Genomic DNA, 20,378 nt, shown 5'->3' with positions numbered 1-20,378 from the left:
TCTCCTTAAGAGCCTGCTGTAGCTGAGTAATTTGTTCCGAAGTTAAAAAGTTTTTGGCTGGTGGTGGCATAGTTAATTTCAATCTATTCTGCATTTATATTATGCAGCTTAAATGCCGATTAGCTTAGCAATACCTTAATTGCCCGCAAAGACAATTCTCAAAATTCAAAAGACATGTATATCCCACCGAATTATGGTGGTCCCGACAGTCAGCATGGTAGCGGCACCCGCTGATAGCAATTTTGGATTTTAGATTGTGGTAGAGCAGCGGGATGAAGCAGCTCATGTTTTGGACACCACATTGCTTCGCGTCTCCCCTTGGGAGAAGACCAGAGTGGTTCAGGATTTCCGTCGATAACGTTATTCCTTGGGATTAGAGCGATGACCCAGTGTTAGCGAGTCATAGAGCGTCATACCCCTACTCTTAAAGTCTGCTATGTGCAGCAGCGACCACAGGAGAAGGGATTAAAAACTTTTACTAAAAGCCTGTTCTGGAAACTTCAATCAAGACAATAGCGGAGATTTCCACCAATGATGTGTTTGTATAAGTGTGTGGACTTGCCAATTTGGGTCTGGTTGAGGATAATCTAAACGGTAGTGTCCGCCTCGGCTTTCGGTTCTAAAAGCAGCACTTTTAAGAATTAAATCAGCCACATCTAATAAATTGCGGGTTTCTGCCCAAAGTGCCAATTGCCGTTCAACATCTGGTAGGTCAAAACTAGCTGGTTCTGCGGGACGTAAAGCAAGCAAGAATTGACTTAAAGGCAAGATAGCGAAATCTTGCTGCCAAGATTCGATAGTAGCGATCGCAGTTTCCAACCTTGATTGTTCCCGACAAATACCAGCACTTTCCCACACTAGACGTGGTAACTTTTCCCTAAGTACTTCTAGCTGTGCTTGCTGGATTTGCCACTCACTAGCATCAGGACTAAATTTCCGTAATGGCAGCACTGGTGTTTCTGACGGCAGCCCAATATTTTCCAACTCAATATTAGCCATCTGGGCCCCAAACACAATACATTCCAACAGAGAATTACTGGCAAGGCGATTCGCTCCGTGCACCCCAGTACTAGCGGTTTCACCCACCGCGTATAAACCGGGGATATTTGTGCGATTCATTAGATCCGCAACAATCCCACCCATCCAGTAATGGGCAGCAGGCGCCACAGGAATTGGTTCATGGAAGACATCAATGCCCCAATGCTGACAAACTTTGATGATATTGGGAAAGCGGTGACGAATCTTGTCGGCGGGGATGGGGCGCATATCCAACCACACATGGGCAGTGGCCAAATCAAGGGCGGTACGTTGTAAATGGCTGAAAATTGCTCTACTGACCACATCTCTGGGTGCGAGTTCACCCGCAGGGTGGTAATCAAAGGCAAAACGCCGCCCTTCGTTATCGACAAGGTGTGCCCCCTCGCCGCGTACAGCTTCGCTAATGAGAAAGCGATCGGCACCAAGTTTAGTGAGGGCAGTGGGGTGAAATTGCACAAATTCCAAATCGCGGAGGATAGCCCCAGCACGAGCTGCGATCGCTACTCCATCACCCGTACTTACAGCCGGGTTAGTAGTTTGGGCAAATACCTGACCACCACCGCCAGTTGCCAATACCACAGCACCAGCCCTTACCCATGTAATTGCACCTTGATAAAACAGGCTTATTCCCTGACAGCGACCAGTTTCGGGTTCGAGCCACAAACTCAAAGCCAAAGCTTGCTGAATGACTTGAATATTCTGGCGGCGTAATACTTGGGTAGTGAGGGTAGTGGTCACTTCCCTCCCTGTGGTGTCAGCTGCGTGGAGAACGCGGTTGCGAGAATGGGCAGCTTCTAAAGTTAAAGCCAAGGTTTGACCATGACGGTCAAAAGCTACCCCCAAGTTAACTAGGGATTGAATGCAATTCGGAGCATGTTGGGCGAGAAATTCTACAGCAGTGCGATCGCACAAACCTGCACCTGCCCGGATTGTATCTTCAATGTGTAGCGAGGGAGAATCTTCCGGGGCAACCGCTGCGGCAATGCCACCTTGCGCCCAATCACTGGCGGACAAAGCAACGGTTTCTTTAGTAATCAAACCGACTTGCAAGGACTCTGGTAGACACAATGCTGTGTATAGTCCAGCGGCACCAGCGCCGACTACTAAGACATCAAATTGGCTAGGAATATCTATCTGAGGCAAGGTAATTGGGGAGTTAGAAGTGAGGAGTTAGAAGTGAGGAGTTAGAAGTGAGGAGTTAATAAAGTCATAACTCCTAACTCATAACTCCTAATTCATAACTCATATCATGTCCCACTCCCTAAAATCAGGAGTGGGCTGCTATTTGCTACGTTAATTGCAACGTGCAGTTATCTGTAGATGCCGTTGTTAAAGCGATCGTCTCCCTCGTTGAAGGCAGGCTCTAGTTCTGTCACCGTGAACTTATCCAAGTTGGCTTGCAGGGTTTGTTTCTGGCGATCGCTCAATCCTGGAAGATCCAATACATCCTCTACTTTTTGGTAGGGAGCATTCGTGATGATTTTCTTCGCCAGGGTGGGATAAAGCCCTGGATACTGTTGAAAAGCTCGGACGTTGGTATTATTCAAATCAATTTTTTTACCAAATTCCGTTCCTAGCTTCGCATCTGCCCGATTTTGCCGCTCAATTGCCAGAATTGGGACTTGAGGAAAAGCAAAACTGTTGAAACTAGCAGCTTGGGCTATCTGAGTTGTTCCCAGCCATCCCCAGCAACTAAGTAACAAACTAAACACTGTTAATAAACGCGCCAATCCTTTCACGATTTTCTACCTCTTTCCATCAAACAGAAATAAAAGTTTTAAGCTAACAGCCGTCAGCAGTCATTAGTCATTAGTCAGAGTGCCAAAGACAAAGGACGAAACCTGATAGCTTAATCAACACAGCAGTCATCAGAAACTAATATACAGCGTATTAATATCCACAATATTTACCGTTACTAGGTTTGACTGTACTTTTACCAAAAATTTTCATCATGGTAAGAGTGCTTGCATAACTGCAATAGACTTTTATCAATGATCCCGGTAGCATTCCCAGCTAGACGAAATCTTTTCAGGGTAGCTGATTCTACTTCCCAAGCATACACAAAACCGTGCGATGTCTAATACCGAAAACCCTAGCAAAAAGACTTGATGCTGATAGGCTATTATGTAATATTTCTTAACAAATTAATTATCTACAGCATCATTTTTGATGTGCCGTAGACTGGCCTGGAAAAAGTTTCGGTAAGAGAAGCCTGCACGATCATTACAACCTCCGGTCTCCTGCCTTCTTCAAGCCGCGATCGCAGCTAACAAAAATAGGCTGTCTACCAAAATTGTGCTTAAAACCGCGCCACTAAAGGCATACCAGTGTCTTTGCTTTAGACCTAAAGGTAAAATCCCGACTGTCAACAAGACTAAGGCGAGAACTATGGCCCAACTTTGTCCCCAAGGCGCTTGTACTTGCATGAGAGCATTTTGCAAGATTTGTGGTGCGCCATCTGCATCTACTCTCATAATTTGCCGCCAATAGGGCATCAAGTCTGCTAAATAAAAATATACGTCGGTTAAGACTGTACCTAGTAAAGAACCTAAATAAAACCAGTTACCCACCTTGCCCCAATTCTTCGCCAAACACCAGCAAGCAAACGGTAATCCTATAGACTCCACTGGCAGATGCCATACAGGTTCCCAACGTAACCAGCCCCAGTAAATCGCTCCTGCTAACCAACTCCAGCTAAATCCTAAGAGCAAATCCCCCCATACATAAGTTGCAGGACGTGACATTAAAGTAAAACTTAGCCACACCCAAAACGCTGCCAGCGCTAAACTGAGACTTGGTAGCGATCGCACTATTGGTGCTTCTACAAATACTGGTACTGTTACTAAAAACACCGCCGCCGCAAACACTAACCAACTTTGTCGGGCAGAAATAGATAAGGGAAGAGAGGGAGAAGAGGAAAGTGTAGATTCTAATTGCCTGATACCATTCTGCCCAGTATCAGCTAAATCCAACTCGGTATCAATAGAAGGGGTAGAAGCAGTGTAGGAGGACAGTGTATTATTAATCAAAGTTTTTAATATTTGTTACTAAACTTTATCTTATTTAAGATATCACATTTTAAAATCCCCCCCTAGGGCATTGTAATTATACTGAAATTTCAGGGAGTACTGGCGCAAACTAAACAAAACATTCTGCGCCAGACTAATTCCCTAAATTTGCACTACGTATAGAACTCCCCTGTAGTTCCTTGTAAATGAAAGACTACAAAGAGGTGAGGGATGCAATTTAAAGGTTAAAAAGTCAATAGCATCAGTCCGTTAAATATTAAAGTTTGATGAATTACCAAAATTTCGTTGACTTATTGAGGTGGGTATAAGAACATGGCCAGCGTCTTTGATGATGTTATTAATCAGTAAAGTTGAATTTTCTACAAGATTGGGTGCAGTGGAGAGTATATAAAGCAACATCATCAGCTAAACAATGATGTGTAGAACAAGAAAAAGGTACTAATTACATATGGAGTTTATTCAAGCTTTTATTTTGGGTATTGTCCAAGGTATTACAGAGTTCCTGCCAATTAGCAGCACTGCACATCTTCTGATTGTGACAAAGGTATTTGGTTGGAAAGAACTAGGGTCTAAAGATTTTGTTGATGCAATTCAATTTGGTAGCGTTATAGCAATTCTGGGATATTTTTGGTCGCTTATTTATAGTATTGTCAAAGGTGGGATCGAAGCACTAAAAGAGAAAGACTGGCAACGTGAAGAATGGAAAATTCTTGTAGGTATTTTAGTAGGAACAATGCCTGCTTTAATTGTCGGTTTTCTTTTGAAAGATATTCTTCCAGAGAGTGCATTAATTATTGCCATTATGTCAATTATTATGGCGCTTCTACTAGGTTTAGCAGAAAAAATTGGCACTCGCAAGCGAGATTTCAATTCATTGCAAATTCGGGATGGTATTTTAGTTGGATTAGGACAAACCCTTGCTTTAATTCCGGGCGTTTCTCGTTCTGGATCGACGTTGACGACTGCCTTATTTTTAGGATTAGAACGCGATACAGCAGCGAAATTCTCCTTTTTGTTAGGGTTTCCAACTCTTACCATTGCTACTCTGTATAAGAGTTTGAAAATATTCAAGTTATTTCAAGCCCAACAGTTACCAGATAACATTGTTGGACTGTTGATTGTAGGGATTATTTCAACGTTTATTTTTTCCTACCTATCAATTGCATTCTTGATCAAGTACTTACAAACCAAAAACACTTTGGTTTTTGTTTGGTATAGATTAGCATTCGGCAGTGCGATTTTAGCTGCGATCGCAGCAGGTTGGAAAGGATAATTCCATAATAGTCATTAGTCATTGGTCATTAGTCCAAAGTAAATGACTAATGCCCGATGCCCCATACCCTGTTTAGCCAATCCCCCATGACTACCATTAATCCTGCTCGAATTACCAAGGTTCTTCCAGACTCAATAGCCGCAGAGATTGGCTTTGAGGCTGGTGATGCGATCGTTGCTATCAATGGTACACGTCCCCGCGATTTAATTGACTATCAGTTTTTGTGTGCTGATGAAGTTTTGGAATTAGAAGTTTTAGACGCTGCTGGTAAAACTCATAGCCTGGAAATCGAAAAAGATTACGACCAAGACTTAGGGCTAGAATTTGAAACTGCCCTATTTGATGGCTTAATTCAGTGCAACAACCGCTGTCCATTTTGCTTTATCGACCAACAGCCACCAGGTAAGCGCACCAGTTTGTACTTAAAAGATGATGATTACCGTCTAAGCTTTTTGTACGGTTCTTATCTTACCCTCACCAATTTGCCAGAAAGAGAATGGCAGCGGATTGAGCAAATGCGCTTGTCTCCGTTGTATGTTTCTGTTCATGCGACGGAGGCTGAAGTAAGAATTAGACTGCTGAAAAATCCGCGTGCGGGGCAAATCTTGCAACAACTCAAGTGGTTTCAAGAAAGACGACTACAGATTCATGCTCAAGTAGTAGTTTGTCCTGGTATAAATGATGGCAAACATCTGGAACAAACTCTCAAAGATTTAGCGTCCTTTCATACTGGTGAAGTGCCTGCGGTTGCATCCGTGGCAGTTGTGCCAGTTGGCTTGACACGGTTTCGGCCTTCAGAAGACGAACTCATACCCGTAAGTAGAGAAAAAGCAAAAGAAGTAATTTCACAAGTGCAAATGCTCTCGCGGCAATTTCGCCAACAATTTGCTTCTAGCGTTGTTTGGTTAGCCGATGAGTGGTTTTTGATTGCAGGTGAGGAATTACCCAGCGAATCTGAATATGAAGAATATCCCCAAATTGATAATGGAGTTGGTTCGATTCAATTATTTATCAAGCAATTTGCTACTGTTGCGGCAGAATTACTACCGCCAAAAGTATATCCTCAGAGAAAGTTCACTTGGATAGTAGGCAACGCCGTAGAAAAAGCATTTCAACCTATTTTGAAACGCTTAAATTTTGTTGAAGGTTTAGAAGTCAATATGCGGGCTTTATGTAGTGATTATTGGGGACAAACCATCAGTGTAACAGGATTACTAACTGGTCATGATTTGCTTTTAAATTTAGAAGGGCAAGATTTAGGCGATGGCATTTTGCTACCGAATGTCATGTTAAAAAATGGCGAATTAGTGTTTTTAGATGATATGAGTATTGAGGAATTGTCTGGTAGACTAAATATAAAAATTTTTCCAGTAGCAGGAGTTGAAGATTTAATCAAAACATGCATTTCCAATTTTGCTCAAGTTTAGTTATCAAAGATCAGTTGTTTTTCGGAGGTAATTTATTGTTATGCTGGATGATAAATAAGAAGTAATACTTAATAGCTAATCCACTGAGGAGTCAGTAGTGAAGAATCAGGAAAAAAATCATAAAAAGGCAAATTCACAAATAAAAAAAGCCGGATTCTTCATTTTAAGTTTTAATTTTTTAATTCTAAATAGTTTTCGTATTTTGCCAGTAACGGCGGCGACTGAAGAACCTGTATTGAGCATAGTACATAGCCAAGAAAATGCGAATCAATGGACAGGGATAACTGATCGCTTACAGGCAATAGGAGTGAAATATTGTGTAATTCCTCTAACTGATGTCAAGAGTGGGAGAGATTGGGGCGATCGCCGGGTATTATTTTTGCCAAACGTCGAGACATTAACGCCAACCCAAGCGATCGCTCTAGAAGAATGGATGAGTAAGGGAGGGCGCTTGATTGCCAGCGGCCCTGTAGGTAGTCTGTCATCCCCAGGAGTGCGCCAGTTATTGCGATCGCTTTTGGGAGGTTATTGGGGATTTAGCCTCAGTGATACAGAACAGATTAAACCCACAAAAACCAAGATCCCAGAATGGGCAAATCAAACTGAACTCTTTGGCAAAGTGCGCGGCGGCGTTGTGATTCCTAATGATATGGGCACTCAATCTCCTGCTGTGTGGAATTCAAAAGATAATCCTGCCGCAGTAGTGACAACTGAGCGTTCCACCTTTTTGGGCTGGCGTTGGGGAACAGATACAGCTTCAGCAGTTGGGTTAGATAATGCTTGGTTAAAAGCTGCTATCAATCACTATTTGACAGCACCAGCACCATCGAATCGTATGAAAAAAATAGCAGGAGGTTCGCCAAACTGTTCTACAACAGTGGCGGCTGCACCAAGGCAGCAGGGGGGCAGTTCATCTCCCTCATCTTTCTCATCTCCTCCTCTTAAAACTGCCACTGCTCCCATACCAAGAGCACTTCCTACAGTCAAACCCCCAAGTTCCCAAGAAGCTATTGACCAGTTGGAACAAGCAGTGCGTTTAGATGTTGCACCCAACTCCAATGAGCCGATTGACAACAACCAAGCGATCGCTCTCCAGCAAGAGCTAGAAAATCTGATTGGTCGCGTGGAAAGCGCTCATCTAGCGGTGTCAGCAGATGCGGCTAACGAAGGCGTTGGGATATCTGAGGAAAAGCAGTCCTCTAGGCATTTGGACACCTACACCTCCCAATCTGTCAAGGAGCAGCCAATGCAATTGGCCTCAACTAAATTGGGGGGGCTAGCCATCAGTAAAGACCAAGCCTTGGCACAGGTAAGGGTAATTTCCAGAAACTTACCCCAATTGATTGCACAAAAAAATTACGCTCTGGCTCGTCAGCAGTGGTTATTAGCGAAGACGATTTTGTGGCAGCAGTTTCCTGTTGATCAGAGACTGGCTCAACCAGAAATCCGGTCAGTTTGGTTAGATAGAGGAACGATTGTTCGTGCTGGTAGCAAGGCGGGGCTAGCCCAGATTTTTGATCGCCTAGCCCAAGCTGGGATTAATACTGTCTTCTTTGAAACTGTTAATGCTGGCTATACCATTTATCCGAGCCAAGTAGCAAAAGAGCAAAACCCATTAATTCGTGGGTGGGACGCACTGGAAGATGCAGTGAAATTAGCCCATGAGCGCGACATGGAATTACACGCTTGGGTTTGGACTTTTGCTGCTGGTAACCAACGCCACAATCAGATTATCAACGTTAATCCTGATTATCCAGGGCCAGTACTGGCGGCTCATCCCGATTGGGCAAACTACGATAACCTTGGCAATATGATTCCCGTTGGTCAGAGCAAGCCATTCTTTGACCCGGCCAACCCCGAAGTGCGGCAGTACTTACTCAAGCTATACGAGGAAATCGTTACTCGCTATGACGTGGATGGTCTACAGCTAGACTACATTCGCTACCCCTTTCAAGATCCATCAGCAGGCCGAATCTACGGCTATGGCAAAGCTGCAAGAGCACAGTTTCAGCAACTTACTGGTGTAGATCCGATAAATATTTCTCCCAGTCAACCAGAACTGTGGCAAAAGTGGACGACATTTCGCACCGAGCAAGTTGATAGCTTTGTCGCCCAAGTATCACAGCAGTTGCGACAAAAACGACCGAATTTGATTTTGTCGGTTGCAGTATTTCCTTTACCGGAACTAGAGCGGATTCAGAAAATTCAACAAAACTGGGAAACTTGGGCAAGGCGGGGGGATGTAGATTTAATTGTTCCCATGACTTATGCTCTGGATACTTCCCGCTTCCAACGTCTAGCCCAACCTTGGATCGCCTCTAAACAATTGGGAGCTACATTGTTAGTGCCGGGAATTCGCTTACTTTCTTTGCCAACTGTTGGAACATTCGATCAACTCCAGTTGGTAAGGGACTTGCCAGTTAGTGGTTATGCTCTCTTTGCCGCAGAGAATTTTAACAACGAGCTACAAAAACTCTTTATTAGCACCCAAGGTAGGGTTCAATCCACAACATCCACGAAAAGTGAACCTATTCCTCACCGCCAGCCTTTTCAAACTGCCGCTATCCGTTACACCGCGCTGCAACGGGAATGGAAATTTGTTTTCCAAAATGACCAACTACAAAGACCTGCTCAGAGAATATCAGATTTTAACAACCAGGCAGAAGTTTTACGCAGTGCTTTAAATCAGCTTGCTGCTTCTCCTTCTCCTAGTAAGTTACTAGTGGCAAAAGCCTCTCTAACTCGGTTCCAGTCTCAATTTCGGGTATTGATGAGCCAAGAGCTTAAGTCAAATTCCTATCAAGTCAAAGTTTGGGAAAATCGGCTTGTAACTATAGAAAGGCTATTACGTTACGGCGAACGGCGGGTGCAGTTACGTCCTTAGTGAATATAGAGCAGTAGAGGAGCAGAGAGGCATAGGAGTAAAAGAAAAATAAAAATTCCTCATGCCCTCAACTAGCTGGATATAAGCTAGTTTGTAATTCTTAACACAGTTTGTGCTGTATTTACATGCCAAATATTACTACTTGTTTGGCGTCAAAATATTAGAAAATACTTAAGTAAGGAGTTTTAGATAACTATATTTTTAATAATAGCTATCGGAAAAATCAATGCAAGCCTTACCTCAACTTGTAAGGCTATAAAGCTTAGGGTAAACAATTGACTGTTAGCCGCTGATGGTTGTGCCGGAAACACCACTATTAGATGCGATTGCACTGATGGCAGCACGGTTTAAAAGTGTCTTGTTTTCTTTATGTTTACAGGTCTTAGATCACTTCATCAAGCATTATATGGTAAGGCTTTTAGCTTCATTCACTGGCTTGAAAACAGCCAATATTTATGAAGTTATGCATACCTTGATCATGACATGTCCAACGTCATAATTTTCAAAAGTAGTCTCAGTGCTATTACTGATACGCTAGCACTTGGATTTACTGGCATTTGTAGATAACCAAGATCAAATTTTTCATCTCGTCAACTCTGAAAGTATTTATCAAGCAATGGCACAAAAAACACATAAAACTAGAGGTAACGCTAGTATTAGTTCCTTTGAGATAACACATCAGATTCTCTTTAAGAGACAATTACCCAAGTACAAATGGTTACTAGCACGCGCTATAGTACTGACAGACACGACAAACCGGCTTGCCTCATTGGAGTTTCTGTGAATAGTACTTCCCCTGTACAAGCAGAAGTATCATTGCGTGAGAGTGAAAGACGATTTCGCGCCATCTTCAACGGCACCTTCCAGTTTACCGGGTTGCTGATAACAGAGGGGATCGTGCTAAAAGTTAACCAAACAGCACTCGGTTTTGGGGAACTACAGCCACAAGATGTAGTTGAGCATCCATGTTGGGAAATATGGTGGACGCTACTTGTCAGCCAACAACATCTGCAATATTTACTCTCCCCCAACCCAGCAGTAATTTACATCTGTAAAAGTTACAGAAATTTTGGTAATACATTTATTAGCGAAAATATTGTGGCTATCACGAGCTATCAAGCGCGGGAAATCCTCGAAGGACTTGGCTTCTGGGCTAGTCATCTCCATCCCGTATTGAAATCCTTTTATCGCGTCAGGAATGTTGGCAATATACTAGGGATTAGATTAAGAATGGCAATTTTAAAAAAGTGTACATATATCCAAAGGTAAAATATTTGTCCAAATTAATCTGGGAGTTAATCCAAAATTTGTTGTGATTCTGACGTTAAATAATACAATATAAATCGAGGTAAATTATGCCCAAAATTTTAATAATAGAAGATGAAGAAGCAGTCCGTGAAAACATTTTAGATTTGCTAGAAGCTGAGGATTTTGAAACTATTGCTGCGCCTAATGGCAGAATCGGGGTACATTTAGCTATTTCTGAAGTTCCCGATTTAATTCTCTGTGATATGATGATGCCAGAAATTGATGGCTATGGCGTGATAACAGCATTAAGGCAAGATCCATCGACGGCAACAATTCCTTTCATTTTTCTCACTGCCAAATCTGCCAAATCTGACTTCCGCCAAGGTATGGATATGGGTGCCGATGACTATATAACTAAGCCATTTACTCGGGCTGAGTTATTAAGTGCCATCATGAACAGGTTGGAAAAATACGCTACTTTAAAAAGGTATTTATCCCCTCAAACGGTAATTAACAACTTGTCTCCCAAAAAACAGTTGTTAGAAATTAGCCTACACCGTGCTATCAAACAACATAATTTCCAAGAATTTGAAATTTATTATCAACCAATAGTCGATATTGCTTCTGGAAAAATAGTAGCTGCTGAAAGTTTATTGCGCTGGCAAAGTCCAGAAGTGGGAATGGTTTACCCAACAGAATTTATTCCCTTAGCAGAGTCTACAGGTTTAATTGTTCCTATTGGTAAATGGGTCTTGAAGAGTGTATGCAAACAAATTAAAAGCTGGCGTAATGCCGGAATTAAATCTTTGATTGTTGCTGTCAATCTGTCAGTAATTGAATTTAATCAACCAGATTTTATTCATAAAATAGTCAATTTTATAGCTACCAATGATTTGGAGCCACATTACTTAGAAATAGAACTCACTGAGAGTATGATTATGCAAGATGTCAATAGTGCGATCGCTACTATGAACAAATTGCAATCTTTGGGTGTAAAAATTGCGATTGATGATTTTGGAACGGGCTACTCTTCTTTAATTTATCTGAAAAATTTACCAATTAACACATTAAAAATAGACCGTTATTTCATCCACAATGTTGCTACTGATCCGCAGAAGTCAGCCATTACCAAGGCATTAATTCAAATGGCTCAAAATCTGAATCTAGATGTAGTTGCTGAAGGTGTAGAGACAGAAGCAGAACTAGCTTTTTTGCGCCAACACAACTGTAATTCTATGCAAGGCTTTCTATTCAGTCATCCATTGCCAGCAGCAGAATTTGAAAAATTTTTATTTACTAACAAATGCTTATATGTGTAAATATTGTTAAGGAGGCAGAAGGCAGAAGTCAGGAGGAATCCCCATAAATAAGAAATTTAAGGGATTTAATAAGGACACCGTATTTTTTGCGTTACGCGTCTCAAAATACATTTTTTACCTTTGTTCATAAATAAATTTACTTGCTCTGAAACCCTTTTAGCAGAGGAAAGAATCATTTTCTATAACCTCCTGCCTCCAGCAAGAACTGCCCTCTGCCTTTCTTCGGTCATTAGTCATTAGTCGCAGGTACCTTGCTAGGTTGACTAACCAATAAAAATCAAACTTTAGACTGGCGACAATTATTAATTCTTAAGTCTAGAGTAGAAAAATTGTGTATAGTGTCTACCACCATGAAAGTTCTCGCGCGTTTCTTGCTGCCAGTTTTTTTACTGACCTTGGCAGCAGCCTGTAACCAGACTCGCGCTTCTTCAGATAATCCCACACCACAAACATCTGTACCTTCTGCTCAACTAACACAGAATCCTACACAACCAAAAAATATTGTCCGAACTGAAGCACTTTCACCCACACCTATCCGAATCAATCTGAAGAATTTACCAGAACCCTTCGCAACAGAAAGCGCCTCCAAACGACCTGAGGTTGTGCCCATCCCGCAAAATCCGGTGCTGCGCGTACCACCAGGCTTTACAGTTAACGTCTTTGCCGAAGACTTAGATGCTCCGCGCTGGCTAGCTTTAACCCCCAGCGGTGATGTACTAGTGACTGAAACCGGGCGAAATCGGATTCGTCTGTTGCGTGACAGCAACGGCGACGGCGTAGCCGATGTTCGAGAAACCTTTGCTACTGGGGACAACGGACTCAATAGACCCTTTGGGATGGCTTTTGCAGGTAATTCCTTTTTTCTGGGAAACACAGATGCTGTGGTACGTTTTCCCTATAGCCAAGGTCAAAACCAGATTACAGGTAAAGGGAAAAAAATCGCCGACTTGCCTGCTCAAGGTTATAACAATCATTGGACGCGCAATGTCGTTGTCTCGCCCAATGGTAATAAATTATATGTTTCAGTTGGTTCAGGAACCAATGTGGATGAAGAACCTTTACCACGCGCTTCGATACAGGTGATGAATTTAGATGGCTCCCAGCAGCAAACTTTTGCTTCCGGCTTGCGTAACCCTGTTGGTTTAGACTTTCATCCTGTAACTAAGGAACTTTATACAACTGTCAACGAACGGGATGGAATCGGTGATGAGTTGGTTCCAGACTATCTGACACGCGTTAAACAGGGGGCATTTTACGGTTGGCCTTATGCTTACCTGACACCAAACAACCTAGATCCGCGGCAAAAGACGGATGGCAAAAGTAAACGCCCCGACTTAGTAACCCGTACCCAAACGCCAGATGTGCTGTTCCAGGCGCATTCAGCAGCATTGGGTTTGCAATTTTATGATGGTAAAACGTTTCCAGAAAAATACCGGAATGGTGCTTTTGCTGCTTTTCGTGGTTCTTGGAATCGCGATCGCGGCACTGGTTATAAAATTGTATTTGTTCCCTTCGATGCTAAAGGGCGATCGCAAGACTATTACGAAGACTTTCTCACAGGATTTTTGCTAAATCCCTCTGTACCAACCACCTGGGGACGACCTGTAGGTTTACTCGTGTTACCAGATGGTAGTTTACTACTAACAGAAGAAGCCAATAATCGGATTTATCGGATTCAGTATACGGGGGAGTGAATAATTCATAATTCAGAAATTCAGGGATGGAATCCACTACCAGGGGTCAAGTTAGAGCACTTGTCATCAATAGAGATATTGCTACCATTTCCATCCTCAGGTTTATGGTGTTTACGCTAGATTACTTAAAAATACTGATAATCATCTGGTTGAGAAATTAGTTATGGCTCAGAATGAAAATAATACTCAGTCGAATATCAACGAATTGCCTCCACATTCAGGTACACGATATTGGGGTGAAGTGGAAGTGATCGAGGAGGGAGAAACCTATAGAATTAGCCGTGTTGAAATCAAGCCCAGGCATGGTATTAAACCGCAAATCCATTATCATCGTAATGAACATTGGGTTGTAGTCTCAGGTGTAGCAAAGGTGACATGTGGTGATGCGGAAATATTACTGAATCGAAACGAATCAACTTATGTTCCCGCAGCAACCCTACATAAGGTAGAAAATCCAGGACATATTCCGCTAGTTATTCTGGAAATTCAAAATGGTGAATATTTGGGCGAAGATGATACTGAGCGTCCTTATGACTTAAATTTGGTGAAACCTGTAACTGAGGGTCAGTAAAGGCTAGAGGGGACAAGGGAACAAGGAGAATAACTATTCCCAATGCCCAAATCAAAACCACCCTTCTTGTTCCAGGGTTTCAATCAGCTGTAAACCACGGGGATCACCTACTCCTAACAGTGAGGCTTTAGCATCTTCCCGGACTCCTAAATCTTGGTCTTCAGCAAAGGCTTGAATTAGGGCATCGATCGCTGTGGCATAAACTACATTAGAAGGCAATTCGCGGCACAGTTGACCAATTGCCCAAGCACTGTTGCTCCGCACTGCTGCCACTGGATCTTTGACTAAGGCTTCAATTAATGGCGGTATTGCCCCGATAACTGCTTCATAACCCACCTCTGCCATCTGTGCCAAGGCGCTAGCGGCCCACAAACGCACTGCGGAAATGTCAGTTCTTAGGGCATCTGCTAGGGGCGGTAAAGAACGGCGATCGCGACAGTTTCCTAAAGCCCAAACAACGCCTTTACGCACATAGCCATTCCAATCACTGTTTAGTTGAGCAATTAATGGACTTACTGCCTCTGAACTAGGATTGCGTCCGAGGCCATATGCTGCACTCACCCGGACTAAGGGACAGGTATCACTTAACAGGCGAATCAGATGGGGGACAGCACGCGCATCTTCTATATCACAAAAAGCACGCGCTGCTAACATGCGTTGCTGGGGCTGGGGATTTTCCAGGAGGGCTAGCATCACTTCTGGATCTGGCTTTGCCACAACTGATTCGGCAGTTAGTGGCTCTATTTTATCTAGGGGGCTTTCTAGCTCCTCCTCAATATCGAGTAGGCTTAGATCGTCTTCGTCATACATAATTTCATTTCAATCCCTTTTCGGGATTAACACATAATCCCCCGCGCCAATAAGTTAAAGCTTTATAAGTATTAGTTGCGTAATTATACACTTTCCTTTCCCCTCGTTGAGTTTTATCCAAACGAGAATCGCAATAACTCAGACGCTAAAGTATGTTACTGCTATCTTAATAGTTTATTTTTCTGCACTCAGGAATTTTACCATCCACAGGGATTGGGTTTGATAACCCAACTGATTGTAAAGATTTAATGCGGGTTTATTTGATTGAAAAACTTGTAGTCCAATCTGGTGATCGCCTCTTTGAATAGCCCAATTTTCCACATATTGCATCAAGGCTCTACCAATACCCCGCCGCCGATGTTCGGGCAAAACGTAGAGGATAAAGATATGAGCATGACGGTTACCATGCACTTGATCTATGGCATTGCCCACCCAAAGGCAGGCTATAGGGGGATGGGCATTGGACATTGGGAATGGGGCATGGGGAGGAGGCAGAGGTGTAGGGGGAAGTGTGCAGAAGAGAGAAATTTCCCCCTGCTCCCTGCTCCCTGCTCCCTGCTCCCTCTCCTCTTCTACCCACCACAAGGGCGTATCGCTGGAAAAGTATTGTTTAACTGTTTGTTCTAGGTGAGAAAAATCCTCATTGGGAAAAAGATCCTGGTAAGTTCGCTGCATGAACTTAAGCAGCAGCGCCCGATCCAATGTGGAACCACGGCGAATAATATACCCCGGTAGTAGTTGCTCAGACACTTCTGACGTTTATTAACTTAGCTAGCTGAGTTTTGTGCTGCTGGTGGCAAATTAGCAGGAGTGGGTTGAGAACTTACCCCCACCTCTTCTATTGGTGCGGGTGCTGCCATATCAGAGGGTAAAAAGATGCGGGCGCTGACTGCCACTAAGGCAAAGACAAATACCAAAACTACAAGCAAGGGGGCGATATACTGACGAAAAATAGCCATATTTTAATTGCAGGGAGAGCTAGGAAATTTTATGAGAGCCTAGCTGAAGATTTGTGAAGTATTCTTGATTTATTTTAGCGATTTTCTGCACACGGAAATTGGGAATTGGGAATTGGGAATGGGGCATTGGGTATTGGGCATGGTTTATTCCCCTTGTCCCCCTTATCTCCTTGTCCCCTCATCTCTCCACTCCCGCTGCTTCAGGGCTATTGGCGATCGCGCTCTAAGTCATCGAGCACTCTCTCACAATACCAATTCTCCGGCATCCCAGGATAAGTCTCCTTTGCCTGTTCAATTAACCGTTCAGCAGCAGCAGTGTCACCGGATAACTTAGCGATTAGCCTGTTTTTGAGATAGCTATCAGATACACCATCATCTACTTGGTTTGATATCCCTTGATTTATAGTTGATGGAGTTGATGGGCGGGACTGATCTCTTCGCAACTGCCAAAATAAAACGTAATAAAGTGTCCCAAAAATTAAAATTAGGCTGAGTGTTCCGAAAAAAGTTAGGAGGTTAAATGGTAGAAATCCCAAAACTAACTGTGAGAGAACATAGCCAAGTAATAAACCGGTGAGTAAGAGGATGAATGTACCGACAGCAATAACTACTTGATTCCCCATATATCCTCTTCTTCGTCCTCAAGTCCTGGTCTGGATACTGCCACTGGCTGAGGGTTCCAGGGGGCAAATACTGGTAATAGGAGTAGTCCTGGGACAGCGGCGGCGATGGTAATTAAGAAAAATATAGGCCAGCCCGTACTTTGGGCGATCGCGCCTCCAGGGGCCGCTAGAATATCGCGGCTGACAGCCATCAAGCTGGATAACAAAGCATATTGAGTTGCGGAAAACCGCTGGTTACAAAGACTCATCAAAAAGGCAACAAAGGCTGCTGTCCCCAATCCACCACAAAATTGTTCTATATTGATGGCAAGTACCATAGCTTGGTAGTTTTTACCGATGTATGCTAAGAAAAAGTAAGCTAAATTACTTACTGCTTGTAGAATACCAAAAACCCAAAGTGATCGATTGATGCCAATAGCACTCAAAATTGATCCACCCGCTAAAGCGCCGACAATCGTAGCAATTAATCCCATCCCTACTTGAATTGCCCCAATATCGGTTTTGGTAAAACCCGTTTGCAGCAAAAAAGGCGTGGTCATATTGCTCAACAAAGCATCACCTAGCTTATATAAGGTAATGAATGCAAGCATTAGAATACCTTGGATGATGCTCTGACGCTGAAAAAATTCCTTAAAAGGCAAGATTACAGCATCACTTAGAGAAGCTGGAGGGCTAATTTCCTTGGGTTCCGGCGCGAACAAGGTGGCAAGAATACCAATTACCATCGTCCCTGCCATAAACAAATAAACCGATGACCAAGGTAGATTGTCAGCAAGTATCAAGGCTAAAGCACCTGCGACTAACAAGGCAATTCGATAACCTAAGATAAAAACGGCTGCACCAGCCCCCATTTCTAGTTTTTCTAAAACGTCGGTGCGGTAAGCATCAACGGCAATATCTTGAGTTGCACTGATAAAAGCAATAACTATGGCGTTGATGGCTAGCAACTGTAATGCTTGTTTCGGTTGTTGAAAGCCCATGACTGCGATCGCTATGATCAAAGCAATCTGAGTCAAAATTAACCAACCCCTTCGTCGTCCCAAAATTGGTAGGGTGAACCTGTCCAGCAACGGCGACCACAGAAACTTCAATGAATAAGGTAAACTAGCGAGGCTAAACCAACCAATAGCGGCTAAATCTACCTTCTCTACGGTCATCCAAGCCTTTAAGGTATTACCGATCAACAATAACGGTAAACCCGATGAAAAACCTAAAAATAATAAAGCCGCCATCTTGCGACTACCGAAAACTTCTAGTAGCGATTTAATTTTCCTCATATTTTCAACTTTTTGCCTCTTTTGAGGAAATATCAATAAAATACGGCGAGGAAATGCAAAAGTATATCATGTAATTAGTACCTATAAGGGTTTGGATTATCCGAGTGGCAGCAGTTCCAAAGTAATCCCTATCAAGGATCGAAACTTACCATAGCTGCTGTGTGATTTTCCGCAAACATGACAAACTACCAAGATTTACTTGGGTTAAATACAAATTCAGGATAACCTTATAGCGTCAGCGTTTTCTTAACTTTCTTGAATTGTATAAACTTGATGCCCCCTGATTTCTACTCTGTGTGCGGCGAGGCATTTTTCCCAACCTTCACGCGTACCGATGGCGCTTTTGTCCTTGAGCAATCCTAATTCTTGTTCTTGTTGAGTGAGTTTAGCAAATTCTTCGTAACCAGGGTAGTTGCTGGCAACAAATGTTTCTTTACGGTGCAAAATCGGCGGATTTGCCCTAGTTTCGTAGTCTCGGTGAGTGACGAATAGGGTTTTTAAATCAATACCTATGCTGGCTTTTAACGCCGGGTGGGGATCGGTGTCGAATTCGGGGTAAGACAGATAAGATATTTGCGGCTTATCAGTGTGATATTTGATTAATGTGGCTTCATCGACACGCCCAATGGTACGGCTAGCGCAACCTTCACAGATTCGTAGCACGGGATCAAGTGCTGCAAGTGCCGAAACGTGGACGTAAAGGGCACCGCGCGTGTGCTTACCAATTTTGCTTTTTTCGCAAGCAGTTTGAATCACCCCAGATTTACCTAAGCTGAAAAGCTTTTGGTCGGCTACTTGACAAGCTTCCTCGTAGCTACTAAAAAAGGCTTTGATATCGTGACGCATTTCTGGCGCTAGCTTTTGCCATGCAGGGCGTTTATCAAAGTGCGTGAGGGCGAGATAAACTTGGATATCCAGAGAACGACGGTAAGCGATCGCATCCCATTCTGCTTCATCAGTAGCTTGCAAAACGACACCAAAGGCACGGCGAAAGTTACCAAATTCGCCCAGTAATTCCTGTTCATTTTCCAATTCGCCTTTCACGGGTAGTCTACCGCGCTTGGTAAAAAAAGCCATTAATGGTTGCAGCTGTTCTTGATAGTCTTCAAACCGCTTGGTGGGGATACGGACTCGCGGTGTAGAAGTCGCAGAAAAGAAGCGGATAGCTTTGTAACTTTCTTTTTCAGCTTCATCTCGAAAAACAAAGTATACGCCTAGTGCGATCGGTACTGCATCTACATTTAGGACTTCATCAATATAAGTTTTGAGTTCTTCTTGTTCGTAATATTTCTGAAAAGTATTGCGGCGCGTCACAATGCCATCATTGTAAGCAAGTTGGGTTTTACTGGGAGCGTTAATTAGGATTTGAGCCGCGACAATTAAAACTTTCCCAGTGAGTTCCCAGGCTTGGATCAAGCTTTGACGGCGTTCCTCTGAGTCTTCAATGACGTTGAGGATATAGCCCAAGTTGACCACATCGGCGGGAGTGCGTGGTACATCAGGATAGTAGTAAGGGTCCCAGCCTGCACTGGTGTAGCCTAAGTTTTTTACTCGCTGGACATCACCACCATAGCCGCAACCGTAGTCAAAAAAAGTGGTGTCTGGATTCAGAATTGCCGATTCTATTGCTAATCGCACGGGGCGAGATATGTCAGTGCGAGCGATCGCAGCTCTATGACGCTCGATTTCTAGCGCTTCAGGCATAATATTATTTGTCAGTTAACAGTGAACAGTTAACAGTCAACTAATATCCTTTCAATTTTTAACCGCCAGTTCAATTAAATCTTCAATTTTCTTGATATTTGGATCGCCTGCTAAGTAGCCAATACCGCGATGTAAATGTAAGCGGAATTGAGTAGCTAAGGTTTCTTTATCGGTGGGATAACCGTCATTGTGACAGCGTTGCTTGAGGGCGAGAAGGAGTATATCAGACATTTCGCCACCAAAAACGCGCCAACTCATCTCGACATTACTATCCTGGGGAATTGGGACGGGGGAAGGTGTGGTTGCTTCTGCGAGAGAACGGCAAAACGCCCAACGGCATAGGATATTCCATTGGTCGATTTTGGTGCTGCGCTTAAGTTTGGTAAGTTGGTCTTTGGCTGTTTGGGAGAGTTTAATTCTTTCGATTGGGGATTCCATAGTTTTTATAAATAAATAGTGATATAGAAATAATACTGCTGGGAAAACTAAGAGTATGTCTTAAGTTTTGGCCAAGGAATAATT

The 20,378-nt window shown here is 43.1% G+C and carries 17 protein-coding genes; 7 read left to right on the top strand and 10 right to left on the bottom strand.

The window, feature by feature from the left end; genetic code table 11:
• Positions 1–504 precede the first annotated feature (504 nt).
• The 3 genes from nadB to H6G92_RS24025 form a co-directional block, all read right to left on the bottom strand.
• Positions 505–2,181 (bottom strand): L-aspartate oxidase, encoded by a 1,677-nt coding sequence (gene nadB, locus H6G92_RS24035; RefSeq protein WP_190896473.1) that lies wholly within the window; start codon positions 2,179–2,181, stop codon positions 505–507.
• A 167-nt stretch (positions 2,182–2,348) separates the two neighbouring features.
• Positions 2,349–2,777 (bottom strand): photosystem II complex extrinsic protein PsbU, encoded by a 429-nt coding sequence (gene psbU / locus H6G92_RS24030; RefSeq protein ID WP_109011385.1) that lies wholly within the window; start codon positions 2,775–2,777, stop codon positions 2,349–2,351.
• A 510-nt stretch (positions 2,778–3,287) separates the two neighbouring features.
• Positions 3,288–4,067 (bottom strand): DUF3120 domain-containing protein, encoded by a 780-nt coding sequence (locus H6G92_RS24025; protein WP_190896471.1) that lies wholly within the window; start codon positions 4,065–4,067, stop codon positions 3,288–3,290.
• Between the two features lie 448 nt (positions 4,068–4,515).
• On the opposite strand from H6G92_RS24025, the gene H6G92_RS24020 reads away from it, so the two are divergent.
• The 7 genes from H6G92_RS24020 (at position 4,516) to H6G92_RS23990 (ending at position 14,483) form a co-directional block, all read left to right on the top strand.
• The gene (locus H6G92_RS24020) at positions 4,516–5,340 is read left to right on the top strand and encodes an undecaprenyl-diphosphate phosphatase (RefSeq protein WP_190896468.1); all 825 of its coding nucleotides are present in this window, start codon (positions 4,516–4,518) and stop codon (positions 5,338–5,340) included.
• Between the two features lie 86 nt (positions 5,341–5,426).
• Complete coding sequence (locus H6G92_RS24015; protein ID WP_190896489.1) at positions 5,427–6,767, top strand: TIGR03279 family radical SAM protein; 1,341 nt, start codon at positions 5,427–5,429, stop codon at positions 6,765–6,767.
• 97 nt (positions 6,768–6,864) lie between these two features.
• Entirely contained in the window at positions 6,865–9,651 is a 2,787-nt protein-coding gene (locus tag H6G92_RS24010; RefSeq protein ID WP_190896466.1) for a family 10 glycosylhydrolase, read from the top strand.
• A gap of 714 nt (positions 9,652–10,365) precedes the next feature.
• Entirely contained in the window at positions 10,366–10,920 is a 555-nt protein-coding gene (locus H6G92_RS24005) for a hypothetical protein (protein WP_190896464.1), read from the top strand.
• Positions 10,921–11,006: 86 nt separating this feature from the next.
• Entirely contained in the window at positions 11,007–12,218 is a 1,212-nt protein-coding gene (locus H6G92_RS24000) for an EAL domain-containing response regulator (protein ID WP_190896462.1), read from the top strand.
• Positions 12,219–12,568: 350 nt separating this feature from the next.
• Positions 12,569–13,912, top strand: a complete 1,344-nt coding sequence (locus tag H6G92_RS23995) for a PQQ-dependent sugar dehydrogenase (protein WP_190896460.1) — start codon at positions 12,569–12,571, stop codon at positions 13,910–13,912.
• Between the two features lie 163 nt (positions 13,913–14,075).
• Entirely contained in the window at positions 14,076–14,483 is a 408-nt protein-coding gene (locus H6G92_RS23990) for a phosphomannose isomerase type II C-terminal cupin domain (RefSeq protein WP_190896458.1), read from the top strand.
• Positions 14,484–14,534: 51 nt separating this feature from the next.
• On the opposite strand, the gene H6G92_RS23985 is transcribed toward H6G92_RS23990, so the two are convergent.
• The 7 genes from H6G92_RS23985 to dndE all read right to left on the bottom strand — a co-directional run bounded on the left by H6G92_RS23985 (position 14,535) and on the right by dndE (position 20,294).
• Complete coding sequence (locus H6G92_RS23985; RefSeq protein WP_190896456.1) at positions 14,535–15,293, bottom strand: HEAT repeat domain-containing protein; 759 nt, start codon at positions 15,291–15,293, stop codon at positions 14,535–14,537.
• A gap of 174 nt (positions 15,294–15,467) precedes the next feature.
• Complete coding sequence (locus tag H6G92_RS23980) at positions 15,468–16,043, bottom strand: GNAT family N-acetyltransferase (protein ID WP_313889991.1); 576 nt, start codon at positions 16,041–16,043, stop codon at positions 15,468–15,470.
• A 17-nt stretch (positions 16,044–16,060) separates the two neighbouring features.
• Positions 16,061–16,252, bottom strand: a complete 192-nt coding sequence (locus H6G92_RS23975; RefSeq protein WP_190896454.1) for a hypothetical protein — start codon at positions 16,250–16,252, stop codon at positions 16,061–16,063.
• Positions 16,253–16,458: 206 nt separating this feature from the next.
• Complete coding sequence (locus tag H6G92_RS23970) at positions 16,459–16,875, bottom strand: ABC transporter permease (RefSeq protein WP_190896452.1); 417 nt, start codon at positions 16,873–16,875, stop codon at positions 16,459–16,461.
• Positions 16,860–18,152 carry an AmpG family muropeptide MFS transporter gene (locus H6G92_RS23965; protein ID WP_190896450.1) on the bottom strand — a complete coding sequence of 431 codons (1,293 nt, stop codon included), beginning with the start codon at positions 18,150–18,152 and terminating at the stop codon, positions 16,860–16,862. Before H6G92_RS23965 ends, H6G92_RS23970 begins: the two co-directional genes overlap by 16 nt.
• Positions 18,153–18,398: 246 nt before the next feature.
• Complete coding sequence (locus tag H6G92_RS23960; protein WP_190896448.1) at positions 18,399–19,856, bottom strand: DNA phosphorothioation-associated putative methyltransferase; 1,458 nt, start codon at positions 19,854–19,856, stop codon at positions 18,399–18,401.
• Positions 19,857–19,907: 51 nt separating this feature from the next.
• On the bottom strand, positions 19,908–20,294 hold the full coding sequence (gene dndE / locus H6G92_RS23955) for a DNA sulfur modification protein DndE (RefSeq protein ID WP_012410821.1): 387 nt from the start codon (positions 20,292–20,294) through the stop codon (positions 19,908–19,910).
• Positions 20,295–20,378: the final 84 nt, after the last annotated feature.

Origin of the sequence: Nostoc foliaceum FACHB-393, assembly GCF_014698505.1 — a bacterium.
Classification (GTDB): domain Bacteria; phylum Cyanobacteriota; class Cyanobacteriia; order Cyanobacteriales; family Nostocaceae; genus Nostoc; species Nostoc foliaceum_A.
Note: the sequence above shows the minus strand (reverse complement) of the source record. Positions and strands in the feature narration are given on the sequence as shown.